Source organism: Pseudomonas sp. FG6 (assembly GCF_057809015.1).
Genome location: NZ_JBMDJD010000037.1, coordinates 18689 through 43404, shown reverse-complemented (window position 1 = coordinate 43404; position 24716 = coordinate 18689). Strand labels below are relative to the sequence as shown.

General features: G+C 61.1%; 21 protein-coding genes. 5 read left to right on the top strand and 16 right to left on the bottom strand.

Annotation, left to right across the window (positions count from 1 at the left end):
• Window positions 1–2: 2 nt before the first annotated feature.
• Both ACODSJ_RS20820 and ACODSJ_RS20815 read right to left on the bottom strand, forming a co-directional pair.
• A complete protein-coding gene (locus ACODSJ_RS20820; RefSeq protein ID WP_489103538.1) occupies window positions 3–1016 on the bottom strand; it encodes an SDR family oxidoreductase in 1014 nt (337 codons plus the stop codon).
• Window positions 1017–1203: 187 nt separating this feature from the next.
• On the bottom strand, window positions 1204–1359 hold the full coding sequence (locus ACODSJ_RS20815) for a hypothetical protein (protein WP_489103528.1): 156 nt from the start codon (window positions 1357–1359) through the stop codon (window positions 1204–1206).
• Between the two features lie 183 nt (window positions 1360–1542).
• On the opposite strand from ACODSJ_RS20815, the gene ACODSJ_RS20810 reads away from it, so the two are divergent.
• Entirely contained in the window at window positions 1543–2139 is a 597-nt protein-coding gene (locus ACODSJ_RS20810) for a TetR/AcrR family transcriptional regulator (protein WP_489103527.1), read from the top strand.
• Window positions 2140–2155: 16 nt separating this feature from the next.
• Here ACODSJ_RS20810 and ACODSJ_RS20805 read toward each other — a convergent pair whose 3' ends face one another.
• Entirely contained in the window at window positions 2156–2989 is an 834-nt protein-coding gene (locus tag ACODSJ_RS20805) for a helix-turn-helix transcriptional regulator (protein ID WP_489103526.1), read from the bottom strand.
• A 94-nt stretch (window positions 2990–3083) separates the two neighbouring features.
• On the opposite strand from ACODSJ_RS20805, the gene ACODSJ_RS20800 reads away from it, so the two are divergent.
• Window positions 3084–4040 carry a threonine dehydratase gene (locus ACODSJ_RS20800; protein ID WP_489103525.1) on the top strand — a complete coding sequence of 319 codons (957 nt, stop codon included), beginning with the start codon at window positions 3084–3086 and terminating at the stop codon, window positions 4038–4040.
• 119 nt (window positions 4041–4159) lie between these two features.
• On the opposite strand, the gene ACODSJ_RS20795 is transcribed toward ACODSJ_RS20800, so the two are convergent.
• The 13 genes from ACODSJ_RS20795 to gstA form a co-directional block, all read right to left on the bottom strand.
• Window positions 4160–5215, bottom strand: a complete 1056-nt coding sequence (locus ACODSJ_RS20795) for a hypothetical protein (RefSeq protein WP_489103524.1) — start codon at window positions 5213–5215, stop codon at window positions 4160–4162.
• A gap of 32 nt (window positions 5216–5247) precedes the next feature.
• Entirely contained in the window at window positions 5248–7065 is a 1818-nt protein-coding gene (locus tag ACODSJ_RS20790) for a hypothetical protein (RefSeq protein ID WP_489103523.1), read from the bottom strand.
• A gap of 3 nt (window positions 7066–7068) precedes the next feature.
• Window positions 7069–8370, bottom strand: coding sequence for a hypothetical protein (locus ACODSJ_RS20785; protein WP_489103522.1), 1302 nt, complete (start codon window positions 8368–8370; stop codon window positions 7069–7071).
• An 18-nt stretch (window positions 8371–8388) separates the two neighbouring features.
• Window positions 8389–9312, bottom strand: a complete 924-nt coding sequence (locus ACODSJ_RS20780) for a hypothetical protein (protein WP_489103521.1) — start codon at window positions 9310–9312, stop codon at window positions 8389–8391.
• A gap of 155 nt (window positions 9313–9467) precedes the next feature.
• Entirely contained in the window at window positions 9468–11849 is a 2382-nt protein-coding gene (locus tag ACODSJ_RS20775) for a hypothetical protein (protein WP_489103520.1), read from the bottom strand.
• A 10-nt stretch (window positions 11850–11859) separates the two neighbouring features.
• The gene (locus ACODSJ_RS20770) at window positions 11860–13002 is read right to left on the bottom strand and encodes a hypothetical protein (protein ID WP_489103519.1); all 1143 of its coding nucleotides are present in this window, start codon (window positions 13000–13002) and stop codon (window positions 11860–11862) included.
• Window positions 12981–14426 carry an alkaline phosphatase family protein gene (locus tag ACODSJ_RS20765; protein ID WP_489103518.1) on the bottom strand — a complete coding sequence of 482 codons (1446 nt, stop codon included), beginning with the start codon at window positions 14424–14426 and terminating at the stop codon, window positions 12981–12983. Before ACODSJ_RS20765 ends, ACODSJ_RS20770 begins: the two co-directional genes overlap by 22 nt.
• On the bottom strand, window positions 14416–15642 hold the full coding sequence (gene eboE / locus ACODSJ_RS20760; protein ID WP_489103517.1) for a metabolite traffic protein EboE: 1227 nt from the start codon (window positions 15640–15642) through the stop codon (window positions 14416–14418). The genes ACODSJ_RS20765 and eboE overlap by 11 nt, the downstream gene beginning before the upstream one ends.
• Window positions 15639–16523 (bottom strand): TatD family hydrolase, encoded by an 885-nt coding sequence (locus tag ACODSJ_RS20755; protein ID WP_489103516.1) that lies wholly within the window; start codon window positions 16521–16523, stop codon window positions 15639–15641. The genes eboE and ACODSJ_RS20755 overlap by 4 nt, the downstream gene beginning before the upstream one ends.
• Window positions 16524–16567: 44 nt before the next feature.
• Window positions 16568–17332: an EboA domain-containing protein gene (locus tag ACODSJ_RS20750; protein WP_489103515.1), complete on the bottom strand. Its 765-nt coding sequence runs from the start codon at window positions 17330–17332 to the stop codon at window positions 16568–16570.
• The gene (locus ACODSJ_RS20745; protein WP_489103514.1) at window positions 17329–18219 is read right to left on the bottom strand and encodes a UbiA family prenyltransferase; all 891 of its coding nucleotides are present in this window, start codon (window positions 18217–18219) and stop codon (window positions 17329–17331) included. Before ACODSJ_RS20745 ends, ACODSJ_RS20750 begins: the two co-directional genes overlap by 4 nt.
• On the bottom strand, window positions 18216–20090 hold the full coding sequence (locus ACODSJ_RS20740) for a 3-dehydroquinate synthase (RefSeq protein WP_489103513.1): 1875 nt from the start codon (window positions 20088–20090) through the stop codon (window positions 18216–18218). Before ACODSJ_RS20740 ends, ACODSJ_RS20745 begins: the two co-directional genes overlap by 4 nt.
• A 244-nt stretch (window positions 20091–20334) precedes the next feature.
• Entirely contained in the window at window positions 20335–20943 is a 609-nt protein-coding gene (gene gstA / locus ACODSJ_RS20735) for a glutathione transferase GstA (RefSeq protein ID WP_489103512.1), read from the bottom strand.
• A 130-nt stretch (window positions 20944–21073) separates the two neighbouring features.
• On the opposite strand from gstA, the gene ACODSJ_RS20730 reads away from it, so the two are divergent.
• The 3 genes from ACODSJ_RS20730 (at window position 21074) to tssC (ending at window position 24715) form a co-directional block, all read left to right on the top strand.
• Complete coding sequence (locus ACODSJ_RS20730) at window positions 21074–21979, top strand: transcriptional regulator GcvA (RefSeq protein ID WP_489103537.1); 906 nt, start codon at window positions 21074–21076, stop codon at window positions 21977–21979.
• Window positions 21980–22640: 661 nt separating this feature from the next.
• Entirely contained in the window at window positions 22641–23135 is a 495-nt protein-coding gene (gene tssB / locus ACODSJ_RS20725; protein ID WP_489103511.1) for a type VI secretion system contractile sheath small subunit, read from the top strand.
• Window positions 23136–23179: 44 nt separating this feature from the next.
• Window positions 23180–24715: a type VI secretion system contractile sheath large subunit gene (gene tssC, locus ACODSJ_RS20720; RefSeq protein ID WP_489103510.1), complete on the top strand. Its 1536-nt coding sequence runs from the start codon at window positions 23180–23182 to the stop codon at window positions 24713–24715.
• Window position 24716: the final 1 nt, after the last annotated feature.

Here is a 24716-nt window from a genome sequence, read left to right as displayed (position 1 = left end):
AATTAAGCATCTGTGTAGTTGTTGATCCGATACCATGCCAGGGTATCGGTAAAGGTTTCCGCCACCGGGCGGAACTTGCATTCCAGTTCTTTTGAACTTTTCTGGTGGCTGAAATGGGTGCGGCCTTGCTCTTGTTCCATGAGCTTCACCGTGGAAGTGCTGATCAGCACCGGCTTTTTGGTAATGCGATAATAAGTTTCATAGATCAGCGCGATAATTCGCAGCATGGTCAATGGCACTTTTCGCTCGGGCGCCTTTACGCCGCTGACACTGGAAAGGGCCTGGAAAATGTTCTTCATGTCCATGTGATTGCCGGCCGCCAGGTAGCGTTCACCGGACCGGCCACGGGTAATGGCTGCGATCTGATGTTCGGCGACGTCCCGGGCATCGACCACGGAGAAGCTCGCCGGCAGAATGCCGGGCAGTTTTTTGCCAACAAAATCGAGCAGGAACTGCCCTGACGAAGTCGGGCCGATATCGCCCGGGCCAAACATCCAGCCCGGCAAGACCATGGTGATGAACATGTCCGGGTGGCGCAGCAGGAATTCCTGGACTTTGCGCTCGGACAATATTTTGCTCAGGTAGTAATCGTCAGCCTCGGCTTCACTGCGAGACATGGTTTCGTCGATCACTTGATCCCGATTGCCTTTGAGCACGGCAATGGAAGAAGTATGGACCGCCCGGCGGATGCCGGCGGCATAGGCCGCTTGCAATAGCCGTTCGGTGCCGGTCACATTGGTGTCATAGAGCATTTGCCAATGTTTGCCGCCTTTGTAACTGTCGCGGAAATATGCAGCGGTGTGGAACAGGGCATCGCAGCCGCGCAGTGCATGGCTGAAGGCGTCGACATCGAGCATGTCGCCTTCCACCAGTTCGACAGGCAGGTCGCCAAACTGTTTCCGGGCTTTTTCTACGGAACGAACGAGCGCCTTGACCTTGATGTTGCGTTTCAAAAGCGCACGCACGACATTGTTTCCGAGCAGGCCAGTAGCGCCTGTAACGAAGGCATATTCCATTAAAAGTACCGCTCCTTTGAGATGACCTGTCGCTGCATCGAGAGCGCTGTGGCTGACTCGATGCTCCTTGATCAGGCGTTGGGCTTCACCAACGGCGCAATTAAAAACCATTCGGTATCTGAGAATCAAGCGGTATTTCGTCGGAATGCTTCGCGGGCCCCTCTGTATCGGGCTTTTACGTCTGTGTTCACGGGGCTTGAGGCGATTCCCGGGTGGAAAAAATAGCTTCGATCAGCTCAAGAACGGTGCGCGACAGCCGATGTCCGATGATCTGGCAGCGCATGACCCAAGGCCAGATCGCTGACCGTAGCAAGAAAAGCTGCGCGGTGAGGGCCGTTTGCATTCGCCGTTCTTGCGCCACGATATGTGGCATATACATGGCATTGTTGAAAGTTTAAATGCAAATGAATATGCCGGGCGTATATAAGATATGATGCGCACCGAAACGGGATCATGCGCAGTGAGAAGGCCGATTGTTGCATCCAGTTACAAATAGATATTTGGTTTGGCCAGAGGAGCCGCAGGCGTGATTAAGAAAAGATTGGGTCGAGAAGAGAGCCAACAACTAACCAGGGACAAGTTGTTCGACACGGCCGTCGACCTGATGATTAGAAAGGGTTTTCATGCTGCCAGCGTCAACGCTATTTCCGAGGAGGCCGGTTTTTCCAAGGGGGCGTTTTTCTCGAACTTTACCTGTAAGTCAGACTTGCTTCTGCAGTTGGCCCAACGCTTCAAGCGCGTGGAACTCGAACGGCTGAGCGCGACCCTCACGTCGGGTTATTCATCGGAACAGTTGAGCCAAGGCTTGAATGCCTATATCGACACGCTCAAGGACAGTAGCAACTGCGCCGTGCTGGATGCGGAACTGCAACTGATCGCCTTGCGCGATGAAGAGTTTGCCCCCCATTACTACGACTTGCACAAAGAGAACTGCGAAGCGTTGGGCAAGTTGATCGCCATCATCTTCAACCATGCTGGCAAGAAGCCGCCCTTGGCTTATGCCGCGCTTGCCCGGACTTTTACTGCATTGTCGGAAGGCTTGATATTACAAGGCCATAGAGATCCGGCTGTGGAAATAAAACTGGTATTGAATTCGCTGATCCAGACAGCCGAGCCCTTGTAAATGAAGGGGGTGCAGTTCAAGGCCTGAACGATGTCTGCGCGCCCGAGTGGCGGCGCAACTGTGCCGGGCTGACGCCAAGCCGCTGCTTGAAGGCGGTCGTCATGTGGGCCTGGGAATTGAAGCCGCAGGCTTGGGCGATGTCTGACAACCGGGCGGTCGAGTCGCGCATCAAGGCGCGGGCCCTGGCCAGGCGTCGGTCGATGAGGTAGCCATGGGGGCTTTGGCCGGTCGCGCTTTTGAATGCCCGCATGAAATAGCCCTCGGACAGCCCAAGAAGCCCCGCCATCGCCTGTACGCTCAACGGCTCACCCAGACCTGCATCAATGAACTCGTCGAGCAGGCGCATCCGGCGTCTGTCGAGGGCGTTTGTGGCGGCTGTCGGTGGCGTGTCGTTCCCCGCCAACCGTGCCGCCAGTTCCAGCGCCCAGCGCTCCCAATCGTCCTCTACAGCCGCATGCAGCAACGCACCGCGCATACGGTGTGCGAGGGCAACGGCCTGTGGGTCGATGCGATTGTTGAAGGCATGGTCACCCACCAGCGCAATGGCATCGGTGCGCACCACCCGCAGGTACTCACCGCCCGTGGCGGACTCGGAGTACACGTCGCACCCGGCCGGAACGAACGCCAGGCCGTTGGGCATCGCACTGAAGGGCTGGACGCGGTCGCTACCGATGGCGTGCACCCCCCGCTGGCTGTCGAAGGCAAAGCCAATCGCCGACCGGGGCGCCACGTAGCGGGCCGCGTAGGCGCAGCCGGGCAACAGTTCGATCGCCCATGGGCCGGCCTCGATCCGGCGGATTGGTTCGGACGGGGGCGAGGTCGGGCGGTTTCGAGGGTTCATGAACACCATAGTAGTGAAGAGCGCACCTGAAAGTCAGGTCGGTTTTCTGAAAGCCGTGTTCAGGTGTCGCTGGCTAGAGTGGACAAAACCTGGAGGTCACCCTATGCACAAACCGACTCGCGACGACATCCAACAAGCTGCCCGCCACGTATACCAAGTCATGCCCGCCACTGCCCAGTATGCCTGGCCGCTGCTGGCAGAGCGGCTGGGTTGCACGGTGTGGGTCAAGCACGAAAACCACACACCGACGGGCGCGTTCAAAGTGCGCGGAGGTATCACCTTCATGCACTGGCTCAGGCGCGCCCATCCAGAGGCGAAAGGCATCGTCACGGCGACCCGTGGCAACCATGGCCAGAGTCTCGCACTGGCGGCGACGGCCTTGGGCTTGAGAGCCTTGATCGTCGTGCCCCAGGGTAATTCGACGGAGAAGAATGCGGCCATGCGTGGCTTTGGCGGCGAGGTGGTCGAGTACGGCCGCGACTTCGATGAGGCCCGCGAAGAGGCGGCGCGCCTGGCTCATGTGCACGGCCTTTATCTGGTGCCACCGTTCCATCCCGAGTTGGTCAAGGGCGTGGCGACCTATGCGCTCGAACTGTTCGACGCGGTGCCGGACCTGGACACCGTCTACGTGCCGATCGGCTGCGGATCGGGTATCTGCGCCGTCATCGCCGCCCGCGACGCCCTGGGCCTCAACACCGAAGTGGTGGGCGTGGTGTCCAGCGAGGCCGCCGCGGCGAAGCTGTCGTTCGAGGCGGGTACGCTCCGCGAAACCGCTTCGGCGAACACTTTTGCCGACGGTCTGGCGGTGCGCAGGCCGATTGCCGAGGCCTTCGCCATCTATGTGGCCGGTGCGGCGCGGATCCTGTCGGTCGACGACGGCGAAATAGCCGAGGCCATGCGGGTGTACTACACCGACACCCATAACCTCGCCGAAGGCGCAGGCGCTGCGGCCCTGGCGGCGCTCATGCAGGAACGTGAGGCCATGCAGGGCAAACGCGTGGGGGTGATTCTGTCCGGCGGCAATATCGACCGGCCGTTGTATGCGAAGTTGATTGGGTGAGTGGGGGGCTCAGCCTGTAAAAAAGGGCTGCTACGCAGCCCAGCGGGAGCAAGCTCCCTCGCCACATGAATCAAATGTACTTTGAGTGAACCACTGGCAACGCATTGGGCCGACGTGGTTCAGAGCTGTACCCGCCGGAGCCTGCCGCTGAGCGCAACGCTGTCGCGGCCGGGCGTGGGCAGGGGCCGACCGGTCAGGCCCATGCCTTCGCTGACCAGCACGGCATCCCGCACCAGGCACAGGTTGGACGGTGTATCCAAGCCACGGGCGAGCACGCTGACGTGGTGCGTTTGCAGGTTGCAATTGAGCAGTCGCCCGGTGAACCGGGTGAAGCCGCCATGCAGCGGCTCGCCGTTCCAATCCGGCGGCAAGGGTTGTTGCAGGCGGTCGCAGAGTTCCAGCACCAACAGGTTGCCCTGGGGCCGCAGGGCCAGGCCGGTGGGCAGTTGCAGCCCGCGAATCAGCACGTCGATCTTGCCGCTGGCGGGATCGACCCGAATCACCTGGCCGGCCTTGTCGGCGAAGTCGATGCCCTTGCGCGCCGGGTCGCCGTGCAGTTCTCCGGAAAACAGGCTGATCAGCACTGCATCGGTTGCCGGTTCGTACACGAGGGTCACCGGCACGGCTTCCTGGCCCTGGTCCAGGTCGGGCAGTTGGACCAGCACGCGTTCCTCCTGGCCCTGGGCGAATTCCACCAACTGATTGGTGTCGGGTTTGACGGCCAGCCAACTGTGGCGGGTCGGGTGATAACACAGCGCATTCAAGTTGCCGCGACCGTGAAACACCGGCTCTGGTGGGGTGTATCGAAGGTCCAGCAATCTGGAGCCCCCGACGTAATCGGTCTGGCTGGCCAGGCAGCGTCCATCGCCGCAAGCGATGTCCGACAGCCCCATGATCTCATCGCGCAGCATGCGGGCCTGCATGTTCATGGCGCGAAAACCGCCGGTCACGGTTTCGCGGGGCAGGTAGGCGCCCGGCATTTCAGGGTCGGGGCACAGTCGACTGATGCGACCGCTGAAGGTCTCGTCCGGCAGGCCCGAGCCGGCTTCGGCCAGCAACAGGCTGCCGTCGGCCTGTAGACAGACACCCCTGGGGTTGAGCAGGCCCTCGGCAATGACACTGCTAGGGCACAAGTCTTCCTCGGGTGTTGCAGGGATATGAATGGGTATGGGCATCGATGTCTCTCCAGGCACGTGAATGGGCGCGGTCATTGCGGCGGTTGCCACGGTTCACCGGTGAGATAGGCCCTGAGCAGCGCCCGTTGGCAGGGCGACATCGAACGCACCACGGGCATGAACAGCGTGGTGCCCTTGTAGGCGTCCGCGGTGCGGGCGAGGATCGGGTTCTTGGCGCCCATGACCGCGTCCGGCTGGTTGAGCGGGATATAGCGCGACATGGCGGGGAAGGCCAGGTAGTGAAAACGCAGGACGTTGGGGTACATCAGCGGCCAGGTGATGGTCGTGCCTGCGGGAATGCCAAAGTCGGTCTGGGCGTATTTGCGGAAGCTGGTGAAATACCCGCTGCTGTCCAGGCCATTGGCGGTGCAGGTCAGGGCGACGAACCCCGCCTGGGCGGCCGTGCCCGACTTGACGGTGACCGGGACGCTGACCGCGAGTTGGCCGGCGTTTATCGTCAACGATTTCGGGAAGTCGAGGAAGTCCCAGTACTGCGGTTCCTTGTAGGTGGGAGGATTAGCTGCTGGGATCGCCTCCAGGTCGATTTCGGTCGTGCTGGGGACCGCTCCGCCCAGGTAGCGGACCTGCAAGGTCAGTGACACGCCATCAGGATGGTCATCCAGGTAGACGTTGCGATAGTCGGCGTAGACCCGATAGGTCGATTCGGTGGCGTTCAGGGTGGTCCCGGCGACTTTGCCGGGTGCGCTGATCGACAGGGCGGACGTGCGCACCGCCTGTTGCTGGCTGGACGTCATCGGCAGGTCGACGATGCCGCCGTACACGTAGTAGTCCACCAAGGGGCGGCTGGTCGGGTCCAGTGTGCCCAGGGTGGTGGTGCCGGCGCTGATGGTCACGGTCCCATAGTTCGCGTTCGGCCCGATAGGGCTGGTGATGTCGTCCCTGACGGCCCGGAAGGTTTCCTTCGGAATGACGTTGACCATGTCGATGCTCAGGTAACCGGTGTTGCCCAGGTCGGCATAACCGGCATTCCCCGTGGCCTGGTTGACCACTTGGCGGCCCGGCTGGCAATTGAGCGGCTCGTCGGCGAAGGCCGGGGCCAAGGTGCCGATGACCCGGCCGATGCTCGGGTTGGGCGTGTACTTACCGGCGGCGTAGTCGGCGTCCAGTTGTTCGGTGGTCATGGTCGGGCACATTTCGAACATGACGAAACGCAGGACGATGCCCGTCGCCCCCGGCGCCTGGATGATCGAGCGCAGGCCGGTGCTGTTCTGGTTCCAGCTGACGATGCTGCTCATGGGAAAGGTCAGCTGGAAGGTGCCGCTGGCGTGGAAAGACCCCGGTGCGTCCATTTTCGCCGGCAGCAGCACACGCCCGGCGACGTCGAAACTGCTGCACACGGTGTTATCGCGGATCAGCAGTTGGACGTTGTCGTTGCCGCCGATTTGCAGGCCGCCGACGAAGATCTGGGTGGTCGTCGAGGAGGTAGGGTCCAGGTCGACCATCATCGGGCCGGACACGGGACCCTGGCCGGTCACCGGGTCCACCGAGCCGAGCAGGTAGACAGCCTGGCCCACCAGGTCGCCGGTGGTGCTGATGGTGCCCGGGATGCCCTGGGAGCTGATCAGCGCGTTTTGCATGTCCACCACATGCTGCCCGTAGTGATTCCAGCCCCCGGCGGTGTAGTAGTCGCCATCGGGGGCATTGATCATGTTGTTCAAGTCGTCGTCGCTGTAGGACTGGGCGCCCGGTGCCAGGGTCGAGGTGGTCAGGTCGAAGAGCGGCCACTTATCGTTGCCATCATAGGGAATGGTCGGCGAGTTGTTCGGCAGGCTGACGTCCGTGCGAATGCCGCCCCAGAAGTTCAATCGTGGTCCATTGAGGATGCTCATGGTCTATTCCTTGTCCTGGGTGGTTTTACCGGCCGGTGCGTTGGCGAATTTGAACATGTAGGAGAAATCAGCCTTGTAGGGGCTCCTGACCGGCGTCGCCATGGAATGGCAGTTCATGCAGCTGCTGTTGGGCTGGATGTAGCTCTCCATGGTCACGTTGGCCGAAAGAGCCGGGGTCGGCTGGCCCAGCGGGTTACTGGGGTTGTCCGGCATCAGCGGGCGCTGGGTGGTGATGAGCTGGTAGTACTTGAGCACGCTTTTTTGCAGGTCCGGGTCGCTGCGGTAACGGGTGTTGACCTCGTCGGTGATCTCGGCGATCGGCGTGACCCGGTTCAACGGGTTCGGGGTCTGGAACGTGGTGCCGGGCTTGGGCACGCAAATCAGGTGTCCGGCCTGGGACTGCCAGTCACAGGGCGATTGGTTGAGGGCGGCGGCCGGGGTTGCGGCGTTGAAGTAGGAGTAGGCCGTGCCGGGCGTGGGCTGATCGACCCACCCACCGTGCGCCATCACCTTGGGCGGCACGTTGTCGACCTGCTCGAAGGTCGACCAGATCCACTGCGGATAGCCGCTGACCTTGGTGATGATGTGCAGGCCCACCAGCCCCAGGTAGGCCTCGGTAACCCCGGTGCGCTGGCCCTGGTCATCGAAGGTCGCGACCCGGGCGAGCATGGTCAGGTAGTGACTGGCGTTGTCGTTGGGGGTGAGGATGCGCCAGCTCGACTTGATCTCGATGACCCCGTTGGGGAAGTTGATGTTGTTGGCCCGGGACACCACCTCGGCGTTATAGAAATCGTTGGCGACGATGTAGTTGTACGAGGCCTCGTTGGAGGAGATGTCGTAGTAGGTCGGGTTGCCGGCCTGGTCGATCAGCCAGCCACCCACGGCCTGGTCGACGGCATTGACCTGGGTACTGTTCTTCAAGGCGGCGATGTTGATGATGCCCAGGCTCTTGGCCCGTTGCGGGCTGTTCCATGGCCCCGGATTGACCGCGCCCGGCAGGAAGGTTTCCTCCACGGTCTTGTAGGTCTGCCAGACGGTGTAGCCGGCATCTCCCGGCTGCTTGGAACAGTCCGGGTCGCCGCGTTGCCCTGCCTGGGCGGGCCAGTTCATGGCGATGAACAGCTGCCAGCTGTACTGATCGAACAGGTCCTGGCTGGCCGACGCGGCGGGCGCCGTGCTGGGGGGCTGGCAATTCAGGCTCGTGGCCTGGGCCGCCGGCCTGGCCTGTTCCGGGGCTTGCAGGGCCAGGGCCGGGAGACTGGCCAGGCCCAGCAGCATTGCACTAAAACGGAATGAAGTGTTCATGGCGATCCTTCGCTCGGGTCAGGGTTTGCGCTGCATGAGTTTGTTCCACTGGGCCTTCTGGCCGTTGCTCAGTGACGCAGGCGGTTCGAACAACTGGCAGGGCGGTGGGTTGGACGGACACATCGCCGCCACCTGCGCCCAGGTCTGGGCAGGGTCGGGCTTGGCAATGCGGAAGTTGGTGTAGTTCTGGCTGACGATCGGGGCGTTGGCGACGCTGGCGTCACCGGAGAAATAGAACGATTGGGGATGCCGGTACGGCGGCTGTCCCGAGGCGGTCTTGTAGAAGGCGTAGCCGAACAGGATCGGACCGTCTGGCGAGTCGACGTCGACGGCATAGGCTTGCACGCTGCCGTTGAGGTTCTGGCTGCGCGCGGCACTGTAGGGCAGGTGCTGGATGAAATCTTGCCGCGGAGGATGATTCATCGGCGAGAACATGCAGCAGGCCGGCATGTCTTTGGGGCGGTCCTGCGGGTAGGTCAGGAAGTACGCCTTGTTGCCCAGGGACACGAAGGAACAGGTGTAGTTGTTGTTCTTGATCGGGAAGATCGGCAGGCAGTATTTCTCGTAGTGCTCCATCATCGCGCCGAAGCCATCGCCATCGGCCGGGATGTAAGTGGTGTCGTAGTAGCTGGTGCCCCGGGAGACGGTGTAGTCCGTCGGCGCAAGGGTGGTCGGTGGATTGCTGTAGGGCGGCGGGTTCTTCTCGTAGTTGTGCATCACCCGGTACATGGTCCAGTCACTGATCCAGAACGCCGGGAAAAACGGATCGGAAGGTTCGCCCGGCAGGCGCTTGGCGATGCAGTTGCCGTTCTGTTCGTTGCACCCCTCGGTGTTGTGCACCCCCATGGTGAAGTACACGGCACCGCTGTCCTGTTGGGCGAAGAGCGGCGGACTGAGCAGCAGGATCAGCAGCAGTAGCCGGTTCAAGAGGCTGGTTTTCATAGGTCACTCCTTCTAAAAGTGCCGGGTGGCGGCTCCATCACCTGGTTAATTGTGGCGAGGGAGCTTGCTCCCGCTTGAGTGCGAAGCGCTCACAGAAAAGGGGTTGCTGCGCAACCCAGCGGGAGCAAGCTCCCTCGCCACGGTCACCGTATGGGTCAGAGATTGTTGTAATCACTCATCTTGAGGGGAATGGGCGGGTAGTTGCGCTTGACCAGGGCCTGGGCCCACAGCTCCAGTACAGCGCGCCGGCTTTGCGACATGTCACGGGTGATGGGCATCGCGAGGGTGCTTTCTTCCTGGTACTCCTTGCTGATCAGCACGATCAACTGGTCAATGGCCCCTTCGACGCGGACCTGGGAATCGAGTGGCATGAACTTGTTCATGATCGGGTACAGGTAATAGAAGGTTTGCAGGATGCGCGGGTAGATGAAGTTGTCCCACAGCTGCTTCGCGGCGTCCTGGTTCTGGTAGATGGAGTTCCAGTAGTTGACGAAGTCCTGTTGCAGTTGCATGTCCAGCGGCAGGACGCGTATCGGGGCGAGGAAGTCGGTGTAGGCCTGCACGAGTGGGAAACTGAAGGGAACGATCGGGTCGCCGGCGTCTTCCTTTACGAAAAAGCGCAAGGTCGGGAAGCCCGGAGCCAGGGCACTGAAGCTGACCTGGGCGATGCCGTCGGCGTTGGTGGTGGTCGTTACATAGGAGTAGTCGACCTGGGTGGCCTGGTCGTTGCCCAGTGTTCCGGTGACATAGACGGCGGCGTTGAATGCCAGGCAAGGGCGCAAGTCGATCGCGATCGGCTTGCCCTCGCCATGCAGGAACTGCTGGTAACTTATCGGTGTGCCGCTCGGTTCTTGCACCCTCAAGGCGGTCAGCCCGCGACCGCTGCCACTGGCCAGGTAACTGGCTACCGGCGGCATCTCGGCGAATTGCGGCAGATTGGGCTGGTTCAAGGTGCGGTCTGCCGGGTTGTCATAGAACAGCGTGAAATCGGCCGCGTTACTGAACGCCAGGTAGTAATCGCTGGTGGTCACCATGTAGGGGTTGTTGTATTCGGCCACCCACAGCGTGGTGTTGGCGGCAGGCCGACCATTTTTCTGCACCATGATGTTCAGGGTCTTGCTACCGCCCACGTCGATGAAGCTGCCGCTCTCTATCACTTCGGCGGTCCATGTCTGCTGGGTGGCAGCAGTCACCGGGGCTGCCGGGGCCGGGCCCTGCTGTTGCAGCTCTAGTGGACCGGACTGCAATGTCGCCTTGGCGGCGTCGCTGAGGGGCAAGTCCAGCAGGCCCGAGCGCTTGTCGAAGGCGGCTTGTCGGTACTGTTCGAAACCGAAGCTGACCGCCGGGGTGAATTGCCCGTTCTGGCGTACGCCCAGTTGGTAGTCGCCTGCGCGGAATTTTTCCGCGGTCAGGATGGGGGCGTTGGCGTTTACCGGATAGAACGGGAACGTGTTGGTCAGATCCAGCGACAAGGTACGGTCGTTGATCTGTGCCGAGATCACCCCCAATTGCGCGCTTTGGGCATCCTCGGGTTGGTCTGTTTGAAAGATGGACACGGCGTCCTTGGGCACGAGGCGGGGGCCGGCCGGGGCGGTGGGGTATTCGTCGGCGAACCAGAGGCCCAGGGTCGCGGCGGTGCGACTGTAGGCGGGATTGAAGAAGATATCGGCGACGTTATCCAGGCCCTGCTGATACAGCGCTTGCACACGCGCCATGACATCGGGGTCATGGGACCGGGTGTTGATGTACGGGAAGTCGTTGAAAACCCCGTTCCTGTCGTAACAGGTCAGGTAGGTGGAAAACCTGAACATCAGGCCTTTGGCCCCTTGCAGCGTCATTTGCTGCTGGAGATTGCTCAGCAGCGAAGAGTCGCCGATGACCCATTCCAGATTTTCCTTGGGAAAGCAGCTCTGCCAGGTGGTGGTGACCGTCGCCAGGCCGCCCAAGGCTGCCCATTTGAAATTCAGGAAACGGTCCATCATCCGGTACTGGCGGTTGAGGGTCAGGCCACAGGTGCCATCCCCCAATACCAGCTTGTCGAAATACAAGGCGGTGAAGGTATTTTGCCAAGGGCTGATATCCACGAAGCGCGCGGCAGTCGGTGTGCTACTACCAAAGGGATTGCCGAGTAGCTGGTAGTCCCTGCCAACCAGCGCATCCTGGGTGATGTAGGTGTTGGCTTGCAGCTCGCCGCCAATGATCGTCGAGCGCGTACTCTTGTAGCTCACCGTACCGCAGGCATTGTCGCCAAACAGGTCCCATTCGGCGGGCATGAAAGGGTAGCTTGATGGCTTGGCGTTGCCCGGTACCTGCAACACATAGCTCGGTACGTTCGCTATCGCCAGGGGGGTGATGGTCCAGGGCATCAACTGGGTGGGGGCGTTCCCGGGCGTGATGTCGAAGTACTGCATGAACGGCCAGTTGATGTCCATGTTGACCGCCTCATACAGCGGAAACACGTCGTTGTTGTTGGCCGTCGGCGGGTTCCAGAACATGTGGCCGTTGAGGTAGATGCGGGGAAAATTCAATACGCTCATGTCATGCTCCTTAGCGTTGCCACTGGGCGCGTTTCAGCGACCAGACAAAGTCCAATTTTTTGTAACCGTCGAAGGCTGAATTCGGCAGCGGGGTCGTCGGGTAGACGATGCCGCCGTTCTCTTTCATGGCGAAATTGAAATAGCCTTTTTGCAGCGAATAGGCGGCGGTCCCGTGGCAGGCCAGGCACGACGAGGTGTTCTGGAAGGCCGACTCCAGTTGCGAGTTGGCGAGCACCTGGGTGATGGGCTGGTACTCGACCCCGATCAATTCGTATTGCGACAGCGTCGGGTTACTGGCCTGGAAACTGGCATTCACCGGTTTGGCGGCCGGGGTCGGCCCCGTGGTGTTGGTCATCGGCGTCGCCGGCACGGCGTTGGTCACCGTGTACTTGCTGTTGTTGACGTTTTCGAAGGTGGTCCAGACCCAGTTGGCGTGCAGCTTGTTGATCACATGCAGGCCGCTCAACGCGGCATAGCCGACCTGATAAGTGCCGTCCTCCTGCTGGTAATAGGCCTGGGCAACGTAGTAGCCATCGTTCACCAGGGTTTGTCGGTAGGTCGTGTCCGCGCCGATCCATAACCACGCGGCTTTCAATTCCCAGGCAGTGGGCGCAAAGGCCAGGTTGTCGGGCAGGGCGGCCTGGCCATTCATGTTGTAGACCTTGCGCTGCACGATGTAATCGAACGTATCCCGGCTCATCAGCAGTTGAAAGCGCACGGGCTTGCCTTGTTGGGAGGTAGGCACGGCGCCACCCATTTGCAGGATCAGCCCATCCACCTGCTGGATCGCATTGATGTTATGGAAGGCCCGGGACAGGTCCATGCCGAGTGCCGTGGCTTGCGTCACCACTGCCGCCGGGAGCGGCGCGGAGCTGTCATAGGCCCCGGGTGGGGCGCCATTGGGCAGGTAGACCTGGTCCGAAGGCTTCAACGTTTCCCACTCAAGATTGCTGCTTTGTGCGGCGCTGGGCTTGTTCAGGCAGACGAACCAGTTCCACGCCATGGTCTCGGGACTCTGGGCAAACTCGGCCCGGGTCTTGTCGATGTCTGCGCCAAACTGCAGGAACTGGTTGCAGTCGAAATTGTTGGTGTCCTGCGCCTGCGCCAAACCGGCCAGGGCACTGAGAACAGTTATGGAAATGGCTCGCCGCATGGAATCTCCTTGGCATTGGCCGGGTCGGTAGAGGAGCGCCCCAGGAAGTGTTCCAGGAGCAGTTGCTTCACCGCCGTGGCCGCAAGGTGCTGTGGCAACGGCAGATCACAATTGGTGATGAGCAGAGGACCGGTCCGGGCGCTCTCGGGCAGGCGTCCGTGGCTGCCGCGTATCAGTGCTGTGTCCAGCGGGATCAAGTCCATGTAGTAGCGAAAGCCGAGCTTTTTTTGCAGCAGGCGGCGCGCTACTTTGAGTTTCGGGAAGCGAATGGCCGGGTCGACGAACAGCTCCAGCGGGTCGTAGCCCGGCTTGCGATGGATGTCTACGGTGCGGGCAAAGTCGGGGGCCTTGCGATCGTCGAACCAGTAGTAGTAATCGAACCAATACCCTTGCGCCGCCACGACCACCAGCTCGCCACTGCGCGGATGATCCAGCTGCCAGGCCCGTTGCTCGGCTTTGTCCAGCACCCGCGCGATGCCGGGCTGGCGTTGCAGCAGGGCCTTGACCCGCGCTACGTCCTGGGCCCTTTGCACGTAGACGTGCGCAACCTGATGATCGACCACCGCAAAGGCTGCGCTGGCACCGGGGTCGAGCATCTCCCAGGTCAGCGACTGGCGAACCTGCAACAAGCCTTCCGAGCGCAACACCCGGTTGATGGAGACGGATTGCTGGACGGCCTCGATGCCGTATTCGGACAGCAGCATCACCGCCGCGCCTTGCGCCTGGGCAAAGGCAAGCAGGCGGCCCACTTCGTTGTCGATGGCCCGTACCTCGTCGGCAATCGACGGATCGTCGGGCCCCAGTCGTTGCAGGCAGTAGTCCAGGTGGGGCAGGTAGACCAGTTGCAGGTCCGGCCGATTGAGCTGGAATTCGGTGATGGCGCAATCGACGATCCAGCGACTCGACGCGATGCCGGCCGCCGGGCCCCAGAAGCTGGCAAAGGGGAATTCGCCAATCTGCTGCTCGATCTGCTCGTGCAACGTCGACGGTGTCGAATACAGGCCGAACAGCTTGCGCCCGTCGGCCGGATAATGAGGCCTTGGCGTAATGGCGGCCGCCACGTCCGCATACATGTTGTACCACCAGAACAACTGGCTGCAGCGAAACCCGGGGATCTCGCGCTGGAGCACCTGCCAGGCCTTTTCACCCTGCATCAGCGCGTTGGGCTGCAGCCAGAAACGCACCTCGGCCTGGTCGCGAAAGTACCAGCCATTGCCGACGATGCCGTGCTTCGATGGCGCCAGGCCGGTCAGGATCGAGGCCTGGACCGTGGAGGTAACGGCCGGGAACACCGGTTGCAGGCTGGCCATCTTGGCCGTCTGCAGCAGTGCGTTGATGTGCGGCGTCGCGGCCCCCAGCAGTGCCGGGGTCAGGCCGACCACGTTGATCAGCAGCAGCGGCTGGCGCGGGTGTTCAGAGGGCATCGGCGTACGCCTCTCGCGTCGGCTGTTGCAGCAATTGCCGTTGGCGCAGTTGGTCCTCGACCCACTGCAACTCCGCGACGATGCCCTGGAGCTGGTCGTGCTCGGTGATGGGCCGTAACTGGGCGGGCAGCACGCCCCAGCTGTAGGTTTCTACCTCCAGTACCGGGCGAAAATCAGTGTGCGTAGACAGGAAATCGAAGGTCTGCCCCAGCGCGACCTGGCTGCCGCTGAGCTCGGGCAAAAGCAAGTGTTCGCTGAACAGCGGGATGTGGAAGTGGATCCGCAGCTCCGGAGGGCGCAGGTTCCGGGTGCAATCGTCGAGGGCCGCCGGCAGGTCCGCCCAGGCCGCCAGCCGCTGCTGTTCATCGCGGGCTTTCACTTGATGCAGATAGGTGGTTTCGGCAAAACCGCCCAACGTCGCCAGCACCTGTGCGCGGCGCCTGTCGTCCTCGGGCAGGTGACAAATCAACGCATTGGACAGCTGGATCTTGCCGATGGGCACGTGGGCCTGCCGCAACCGGTCCAGCGACTGATAGCAGTCCTCGAACATCACGGCCTGGTGGCAGACGTCGAAACACACTGCCAGGTGTTCGTGGTGGCGGTCTGTGGCCTGCCAGTGGCGAAAGAAGGCGATGGCCTGGTCGGTGTTTTCCAGCACGCAGTCGGGCTCCATCTCCAGGCAGAACACGATCTTCTTGCCGGTCTCCAGGTACAGCCGCGCCAGCGACGCCGTGAGTTGGCGCAGCATGGATTCGGCGCGCCGCTGCAACCTCGGGGTCCAACTGGCGGCGTAGCCTAGAGGCACCGTGGAAATCACGCCTTGATCGCAGTCCGCCGGCAGGGCGTCGGCCAGGATCCGCGCCAAATCCAGGCTGTAGGCCAGGCGCTCGGGCTCGGCCCAACTGGGCAGGTAGACGTCGGCCTTCACCGCACCCAGGTGAAACTGACCATAGGGAAATCCGTTGAGCGAGGTCAGGCGCAGCCCGCTGCGTTGCAGGCGCTGGAGGAACGCCGTGCGCGCCGCCGGCTGTTGCAGTTCGGTCGCGGCGCGGGCACAGATCCACAGGCCGCTGTCCTGTTGATCCAGCCCGCGCCGTGTGCGCACCCCCTGGAAATGCCGTTCGATGGATGACTGGAGGCCGACCAGGTCACGGGTCGGGTGCACGTTGCTGCAATAGCCGATCTGCGCGGCAGCCCAACCCGTGGTGGCGCTCATTTGATCACCGGCTCCTGGCCCCGCAGGGCGGAGTTGTCCTGCCACTGGCGACGCTGGTCGATGGGCAGCGGTGTGCTGACCAGGGTCTTGTCCAGCTGGCCGCTCTGGGCGAAAAAATCCACCGGATTGTGGAACAGCACCTGTTCGACCTGGCTTTCACTAAAGCCCGCAGCGAACATCGCCGCGCCCGTCTTGGGCACCTTGAGCGGGTCGCTGATGCCCCAGTCGGCGGCGCTGTTGACCACCATTTTTTCCGTGCCGTACTCCTTGAGCAGCGCGACCATGCGCTGTTCCGACATCTTGGTGTTGGGGTAGATGGAATGGCCACGCCAGCAATCGCTGTCCAGCACCAGGGGCAGGGTCAGTTCGTTGAGGTGGTCGATGATGACCATGTGCTCGGCGATGCCCACTTCGCGAATGACCGCGAGGGTGCGCTTGGTGCCACCGATCTTGTCTCGGTGCGGGGTATGGACCAGCACCGGCAGGTTGAATTGCCTGGCCAGTTCCAACTGTGCGGCGACGAAGCGATCCTCTTCGGGCGTGATGTCGTCGTAACCGATTTCACCCACCGCCACCACGCCATCCTTCACCAGGTAACGCGGCAGGATCTCCAGCACCTCGTTGGCCAGGGACAGGTCATTGGCTTCTTTGGGGTTGAGGCCGATGGTGCAGAAATGGTGGATGCCGAACATGCTGGCGCGAAAGCGTTCCCAGCCCAGCAGGGTGTCGAAGTAATCGACGAAACTGCCGACGCTGGTCCTGGCCTGGCCCTGCCAGAAGGCCGGTTCGATCACCCCGGTGATGCCGGCGGCGGCCATGTTCTGGTAGTCGTCGGTGGTGCGGCTGACCATATGGATGTGCGGGTCGAAGTACTTGGGCATGGTGAATCCTCATCAGGGAAAAAAGCGACGCGACGTTCGTTCGATCAAGCGTCGGCCAAGTGCTCGCGCCAGTTCGGCGGCAAGCATTGCTGTCGGTTCAAGCCCACCAGGCGTTGCTGTTGCGCGGCGCTGAGCAGGTTGAAGGCAATGACCAGGGGCAGCCCTGGGGAGACCGTCCGTTCGGCGGCGAGTTGTTCGTCCAAAAGGTCCAGTGCCAACTGGTTGAGCGACACGCCTTGGCGTTGCTCCAGGCCAATCAGCCGACCCACGTCCAGGCCCATGCCCAATGCCTTGAGCACCAGTTGGTTGAAGGCGCGCTCGTCGTAGTGCCGCGAGGGGTAAGGGGTATCCAGGGCGAGGGCGGCAAACACCTGGCTGTTGCTGGTGCGTCCGGCCTGCAAGGCCAATTCCACGCACAGCCCTTGGCGGTCGAGCCCGTCGAGGGCTTTGAGCAGGGCGATCTTTTCCTGATCGTCGCCCCACAAGAACAACTGGCGCAGCAAGGGCAATTGCGCGTCGAGGGCGTGTGGTTCCAACACCCGGGCCACCAGCAGTGCCCGCGCCATCTGCACGGTGCTCCAACCGACACAGTCGGGCATCGGTTGGTCCTTGAGCTGGCGTTTGCACTGGCTGCTCAACCGCGCGGCGGTATCGGCCGTCGGCTCCTGCGCCAGCCGCGCTTGTGCCGCCAGCCACCATCGAAGCTCGTTGTCGTCCAACTGCTGGAGCAAGTGCTGGCGTTGTTCGTTGAGGCAGTCGTGCCGCATCTGCAGGGCCGTCGATGACGGCGCCGTGACGTCCATGTTCATGTCGGTTTGATCCAGCGTTGGAAGTGGGGAAGCAGGAAGAACACCAGGACACAAGCCAGGCTGCCCCAGGGCTGATTGGCGACGGCCAGCACCAGCGCATCGAACAACGGCAGGGCCGCCAGCCCGGCGCCGATAAAGGCGCGGACTTTTCGGTGTTGCGGGTTGGCGAGGTGACGCCAGTAGTGCCAGCCCAGCCACCCGAGCCATAGCAGCAGCACCGGCCAGAACCACGGGTTGTCGCTGTAGATCGCCAGGGTCAGTGGGCTCAGCATCAGCACCAGGGGCAGGCGGCTGAGCAACTGGTTGCGGTGTTCCTGGCGGGCCAGGTAGGTCAGGCCGCTGATGTAGACACCGAGCAGCAGGGCGCAAAGCCAGATCGGTTGCGGCGGCATCGCCAGGCTGGCCGCGGCAGTGAGGTAGAGGGTCGAACGGCAGGCCCCCATCAACCAGACGCTGTGGGCGTACTTCTTGTGCAGCAGGTTGTAGCCCAGGATGCAGCCCACCAGCACGGTGGCGCTGCCCAACAGCCAGTGCGGCTGTTCGATCAATTGACCCAACCCCAGCAACGAGGCGGCGGCCAGCGTCAGCAGCAGTGCCGTGGCCAGGCGTACCTGGTTTCGACTGACCAGGCCCAGGGTGATCGGCCGTGGGTTGTGGTGTTGCTGGTCCCAATCGGCATCGAACAGGTCATTCAACAACATCCCGGCCAGGTACAGCAGCGACAGCGCGGCCAGCAGCAAGAGCCACACCAGGGAGGACGGCGGTGCCAGGGCACCGGCACTGCTGGCGAGCAAGGTCGCGGCCAGGGCATTGGTCCATACCGTGGGCAGGTTGGAGACCCGGCCGAGGGTCAGCCAGGTCTTGAGGTCCGACGATGCCTGGCTCATTGTCCGTAGCTCTCGTTCAGGGTCAGCATCGGCGCCGCGTGGCTCGACAACCGTTGCAGTGCTTGTTCCATTTGCGCGCTGTCGATGGCATGCACGTCCAGCGATTCACCGATCCGATTGAGCATGGGGATGGAGAGCTGCCCACCCAAATGCTGACGAAATTCCTCCAGCCCGAGCAAAACCTGCGAGCGTCCTTGGGCGTCCTTCAGGGACAGTTCCGGTGGGTTCAGGCAGAAACTGAGCTTGAGCAGCAGGGCCAGGACACGTTCGACCTCGGCATCGCTCAACAGCCCCAGGGCATTGGCATAGAGTCCATCCAGGGCCATGCCCACTGCGACGGCTTCACCGTGGCGCAGCCGATGCCGACTCAGGTTTTCCAGTTTGTGTGCGGCCCAGTGGCCGTAATCCAGGGGCCGTCCATTGCCGCGCTCGAACGGATCACCAGCGCCGGTGATGTGGGCCAGGTGCAGTTCGGCGCAGCGGTGGATGGCGTAGCGACTGGCCGAATGATCGAAGCGGGCGAGAGCGTCGGCGTTTCGCTCCATCCATTGGAAAAACTCCGCGTCCTTGATCAGCGCCACCTTGACCGCCTCGGCCAGTCCGGCGATCTGGTCGCGGCGGCTCAGGCTGGTCAGCAACTGGAAGTCGTTGATCACGGCAGTCGCGGGGTAGAACGCTCCCAGCAGGTTTTTCTGGCCGAAGGCGTTGATGCCGTTCTTCACGCCGATCCCGGCGTCGTTCTGCGCGAGCACGGTGCTCGGTACGCGAATCAGGCGCACGCCGCGGTGGAACGTGGCGCAGGCGTAGCCCACCGCGTCCAGTACCGCGCCGCCGCCGAGAGCCAGTACATGGCAATGCCGGTCCAGGCCCTGTTGCAGCATGTCGGCGTAGAGCTGTTGCAGCACCTGGGCGTCCTTGCTCAGCTCGCCGGCCGGTACGGCGATCGGTGCGGTTTTCAGATGCAGGTCGGCTGCATGGGCAGCAAAGTATGCCTCGATCTGCCCCGCCAACTGAGGTGCGCTGTCGAACAATTGCTCATCGGCAAACACCAGCACGGTCACCGCTCCCCGGTGTCCGCTGGTGAGCTGATGGTACAGGCACGGGTTGAGCGGATCGAACAGGTGATCGGTGAACACCACCGGGTAGTCGTAGTTCACCTTGAAACGCCCATGCAGTGACTGTTCGGTGTCGCTCTTGCGCAGGTTCTTGACCAGGCTGTAGCCGACCAGAAACAACCCGGGCAGCACCATGCTGGCGAGGAGGGTGACCAAGAGGGCGTTCTGCTCGACGAGAAAGCTGCCAATCGCGCTATAGGCCAATGCCAAGCCTGCATTGGCCAGCGTGGTGACCAGCAGGAACGCGGGCAGCGGATAGCGTTGCATGCCAGCGGCCACCACCGAGGTTTCCGCCAGCACCGGAATGCCGCGCAGGCAAATCAGCGACAACGTTCCCAACCGGTAGCCCAGTTGTCCCGGCTGGCGCTGGTGCAGGCCCAGGCGACCCGCCAGCAGGCGAAAATAGCCGGCGCCCAATGCGTAGCCCAAGCCGGCACCGAGGCACAGACCGATGAAAATCACCAGGTAACCGCCGACACTGCCCAGCATGGCCACGGCCAGGAGCGCGACCATGCTCGAAGGCACCGGTAGCACCACGTCCAGCGCCAGCAAGGCGATCAGCAGCAGCGCCACGTTGAAGGTTTGCGACGGTGTGGAAGGCAAGTACAGGTTGAGATGGGCGAGCAAGCCCTCGATCTGTTGCTCGAACAGCAGGAAGCTGGCGATCACCAGGCCCGAGAAGCAAAACAACGACAGCCAGAAGTGTGCGGCTGGTCCCTTTTGCGAGAGCGAACGAAACCCACGGCCATGCTTCATCAAGCATCCCTCTTGTTGTTAATGACAGATTCCTTGTCAGTAAATAAAGCAACGCCAGTTACGTTTTCAGATCAATGGAGCGCTCGCTTGAGGGGGTGGGGTGTGCGCAACGAACTGCGCGGCTGAAGACAATTTTGAATCTAGACGGCCAGGTTGTTTTTGCAAGGCCGTCTAATGGCAAAATGATTATTAATGCCTCGCCAGGGCACGCCGGCGGCTCTGGCGTTGCATCACTGGCCTTGAGTCAAGCGACTTGCGGCGCTTCTGCGGCCATGGCGGCCTGGACGCTGGGGCGCGCTTCGATCCGCGCCATGTACGCGGCCAGTCGCGGCCAATCCTGGATCTCGATGTTGAACACCGGCAGCCATTTGAGCACGCTGAACAAATAGCTGTCGGCCAGGCCGAAGGTGCCCATCAGGTAGTCCTGCTGTGCCAGGGCCTGGGCCAGGTAGTCGAGGCGCTTGAACAGTTTTTTCCGGAAGATCGCCTGGGTTGGCGGCGCGATGTCGGGGTTGAACAGCGGCGCACAACCGCTGTGGAGCTCGGTGCCAATGAAGTTCAACCACTCTTGCAGGCGGACCCGTTCCCACGTGCCATTGGCTGGCGCCAACGAGTTGCCCGGGACGAGATCGGCCAGGTACTGCACGATGGCGGGCCCCTCCGTCAGGACGCTGCCGTTATCCAGCACCAGCGCCGCGACGTAGCCCTTGGGATTGATCTTGAGGAAGTCCTGGCCGTTGGCGGTGCGCTTGGTCTTGTTGTCCACGCGGATCAATTCAAAAGGTAGACCCAGTTCCCGCAGCACGATGTGCGGTGACAATGAGCAGGTCAGTGGGGCGAAGTAGAGTTTCATGAGGTTCCTTAAAAGTGCGTAAGCGGCTGTCCGGACAATCCGGGCTTAAGAATCCGTGAGCCTCGACGCATTTTCAAAGGACATCTTGGCTGCTAGCCTATGACAAAATCTCATGAGTCTTACACCTCCAATGGTTGGCAAAATCCCTTCTCTCAACGGCCTAAAGGCGTTCGAGGCCGCCGCGCGGCACATGAGCTTTACCAAGGCGGCTGAAGAACTGAGCGTCACGCAAACTGCTGTGAGCCATCAAATCCGCCGGCTGGAAGGCGAACTGGGTGTGCGTTTGTTCTTGCGGCTCAAGGACGGCCTGGCCTTGACCCCCGAAGGCCATGTCTATTTCCCCGGCGTTCGTTCAGCCTTCCAGGAGTTGCGCTACTGCACCGACACCTTGCTGGAAAGCCGCAATAACAGTGTGCTGACCATCAGCACGCTGGTTTCATTCGCCTCCAAATGGTTGTTGCCGCGCCTGGCGTCGTTCCAGCAGGCATTTCCCACTATCGACGTGCGCGTCACCGCGTCCACTGACCAGGTGGATTTTCGCAAGGGCGGCGTCGACGGGGCCATTCGCTACGGTGTCGGCGACTGGAAGGGCTTGCGGGCCGACTGGCTGATGTCCGACGAAATTTTCCCCGTGTGCAGCCCCAGGTTGCTGCAAGGCCCCAGCGCCTTGGCGAGCCCGAGTGACCTGGCCCGCCACACCTTGTTGCAAGTCAGTGGGGCGACCGGTGACGACTGGAGTTCATGGCTGAACGCCGCCGGCCAACCGACCCGACTGGCCGAAGGCAGCCGGTTGACCTTCGACCTGGCAATGATGGCGGTACAGGCGGCGGTGGACGGCCTCGGTGTTTGCATCGGGCGTTCGACCTATGTCGAGGACGACCTGAAGACTGGGCGCCTGGTTGCGCCCTTCGATCTGAGATTGAAGTCCGATTGCGGCTTCTATTTCGTGACCCCGCATGAGATGGCCGATTCGCCCAAAGTGCAGGCCTTTAGAACCTGGTTGATGGAGTCGGTACGTTGTAGCGGCGAAACATGATTGGACCGAGCCGTTCAGCCCCCCGTGGCGAGAGAGCTTGCTCCGGGCGGCGACAAAAAACTTGAACTTTGCCTTTCGAGTTCAGTTCCCAAACAGAGACCCGGTAGGAAGGCTCTCAGTGAGTTCCCTCCGCAATCCAGAATTTGTAGTTCCTCTCCTACAGATTGGGGGGAGGAGCTATACGTCTTCCTTCGTCACCGCCCCCTTATCTAGGAAGCATCTGTAGGCGTTCCGCTTTTTGCCTGTAGGTCCCTTCTTCTTCGAATTTTTGAGCCCGTTTTAAACCTGTTCAGTCTCGCCCCGCGTTGCATACATTGATGCACCTCACGTACAGGCAAGGTGCAGAGCAATAACGATGGTCAACGTTTGGTGCGAACCGCAAAACACGCCGCATTCAAGCGTCCGGCAGGCTTGCGGGCAACGCTTGAGGGGCATCCTTCAGGAGTACGGCATCGCCCCCGTGGCTTTCGCCGAAGTCATGGGCGTCAGCCCGCAGTGCCTGACGAACTGGAGCTCCCGGGGCGTGCCTCGGCTACGGATGAGGCAGTTGGCGCGGTTGCTGAGTGTCAGCGAGGTATGGCTGGCGACAGGGGAGGGAGAGCGGGCAAGTGATATGTCTATGCGGCATCCGGTGCCGTAATAACGTCTAAAGGAAGAAGATATGGCTTCATACAGTTTCCAGAATGAAGTACCCAAAACACGAATCAACATCAAGCTGGATTTGCACACAGGTGGCGCACAGAAAAAAGTCGAGCTGCCACTGAAACTGATGGTGATGGGTGACTACAGTAACGGTCAAGAGCAGCGCCCGTTATCGGACAGGGGCAAAGTCAATATCGACAAGAACAACATTGATAGTGTTCTGGGGGAGTTTTCGCCAAGTCTGAAGATCGCAGCGGACAATACTTTGGCGGGTGATGGGTCTGAAGTGCTGGTCGAATTGAAATTTCAGAGCATGAAAGATTTTGAACCTGAGCAAATTGCGCGGCAGGTTCCCCAATTGCGCGCACTCCTGGCCATGCGCAATCTATTACGCGATCTCAAGTCCAATCTATTGGATAACATGACCTTCCGTCGCGAGTTAGAACGCATCCTCAAGGATGATGCGCTCAGTAACGAATTGCGCATTGAGCTGGCAGCCTTGGCTCCAAAGTAGGCTCGCGAACTCAACCCGGCGGCAGGTCAAAAGAGTAGGTTTATATGTCCATTGAAAGTTCTAACGTGCATTCGCGCGGCGCTACAGTGTTGTCTGAAGATAAGGGTGTCTATGCTGCTTTGTTCAATAGGATCAATCTGAATCCTGTTGCGCAGCTGGGGGATATTGAAGCTTTCCAGCATGCCGATGCGTTGTCCGAGGCTTCGGTCGATGAGCGAGTTACTGCGGCTGTCAGCGTGTTCTTGAAGTTGCTCCAGAAAACGTCGCAGAAAGTAGAGCGGTTGGACAAAGTACTGCTTGATGAGCATATCGCTTCGTTGGACATGCAGATCAGTCGTCAACTCGATGCGGTGCTGCACCATCCTGACTTTCAAAGAGTCGAGTCCACCTGGCGTGGCGTCAAGTCACTGGTCGACCAGACTGATTTTCGCCAGAACGTGCGCGTCGAGCTGCTGGATATCAGCAAGGACGATTTGGTGCGGGACTTCGAGGACGCACCCGAGATCGCGCAGAGCGGATTGTATCTACACACCTATACGCGCGAATACGATATGCCGGGTGGGGAGCCGATTGCTGCGGCCATCTCCAACTATGAATTCGATCGCAGTCCACGAGACGTTGCGTTGCTGCGCAATATTTCGAAAGTTGCAGCAGCGGCGCACATGCCCTTTATCGGATCGGTAGGGCCGGCATTTTTTGGTAAACGATCAATGGAGGAAGTGGCCGCCATCAAGGACATCGGCAATTATTTCGATCGTGCCGAGTACATTAAATGGAAGGCGTTCCGCGACAGCGACGATGCTCGTTATATCGGCTTGACCATGCCGCGGGTCCTGGGTCGATTGCCCTATGGACCGGACACCATCCCGGTGCGCAGCTTCAACTACATCGAAAGCGTCAAGGGGCCCGATCACGACAAGTATCTGTGGACCAACGCATCCTTCGCTTTCGCCGCCAATATGGTCAAGAGCTTTATCGCCAACGGTTGGTGCGTGCAGATTCGCGGGCCACAGTCTGGCGGAGCGGTTACGGACTTGCCGATCCACTTGTATGACCTGGGCACTGGCAATCAGGTGAAGATTCCTTCTGAGGTAATGATTCCGGAAACCCGCGAGTTCGAATTCGCCAATCTCGGTTTCATTCCCTTGTCGTACTACAAGAACCGCGACTACGCCTGCTTCTTCTCGGCCAGTTCCGCACAAAAGCCAGCCTTGTACGACGCGGCGGATGCCACCGCCAACAGCCGGATCAATGCGCGGCTGCCCTACATTTTCCTGCTTTCGCGCATTGCTCATTATCTGAAGCTGATCCAGCGGGAAAACATCGGGACCACCAAGGATCGTCGCTTGCTGGAGCTGGAACTGAACAAGTGGATCGGCGGACTCGTCACCGAAATGACTGACCCGGGCGACGACTTGCAGGCTTCCCATCCGCTACGTGACGGGAAGGTGATCGTAGAAGACATCGAAGACAATCCCGGCTTTTTTCGCGTGAAGTTGTATGCGGTTCCGCACTTTCAGGTCGAAGGCATGGACGTCAATCTGTCGCTGGTTTCGCAGATGCCCAAGGCGAAAGCCTGAC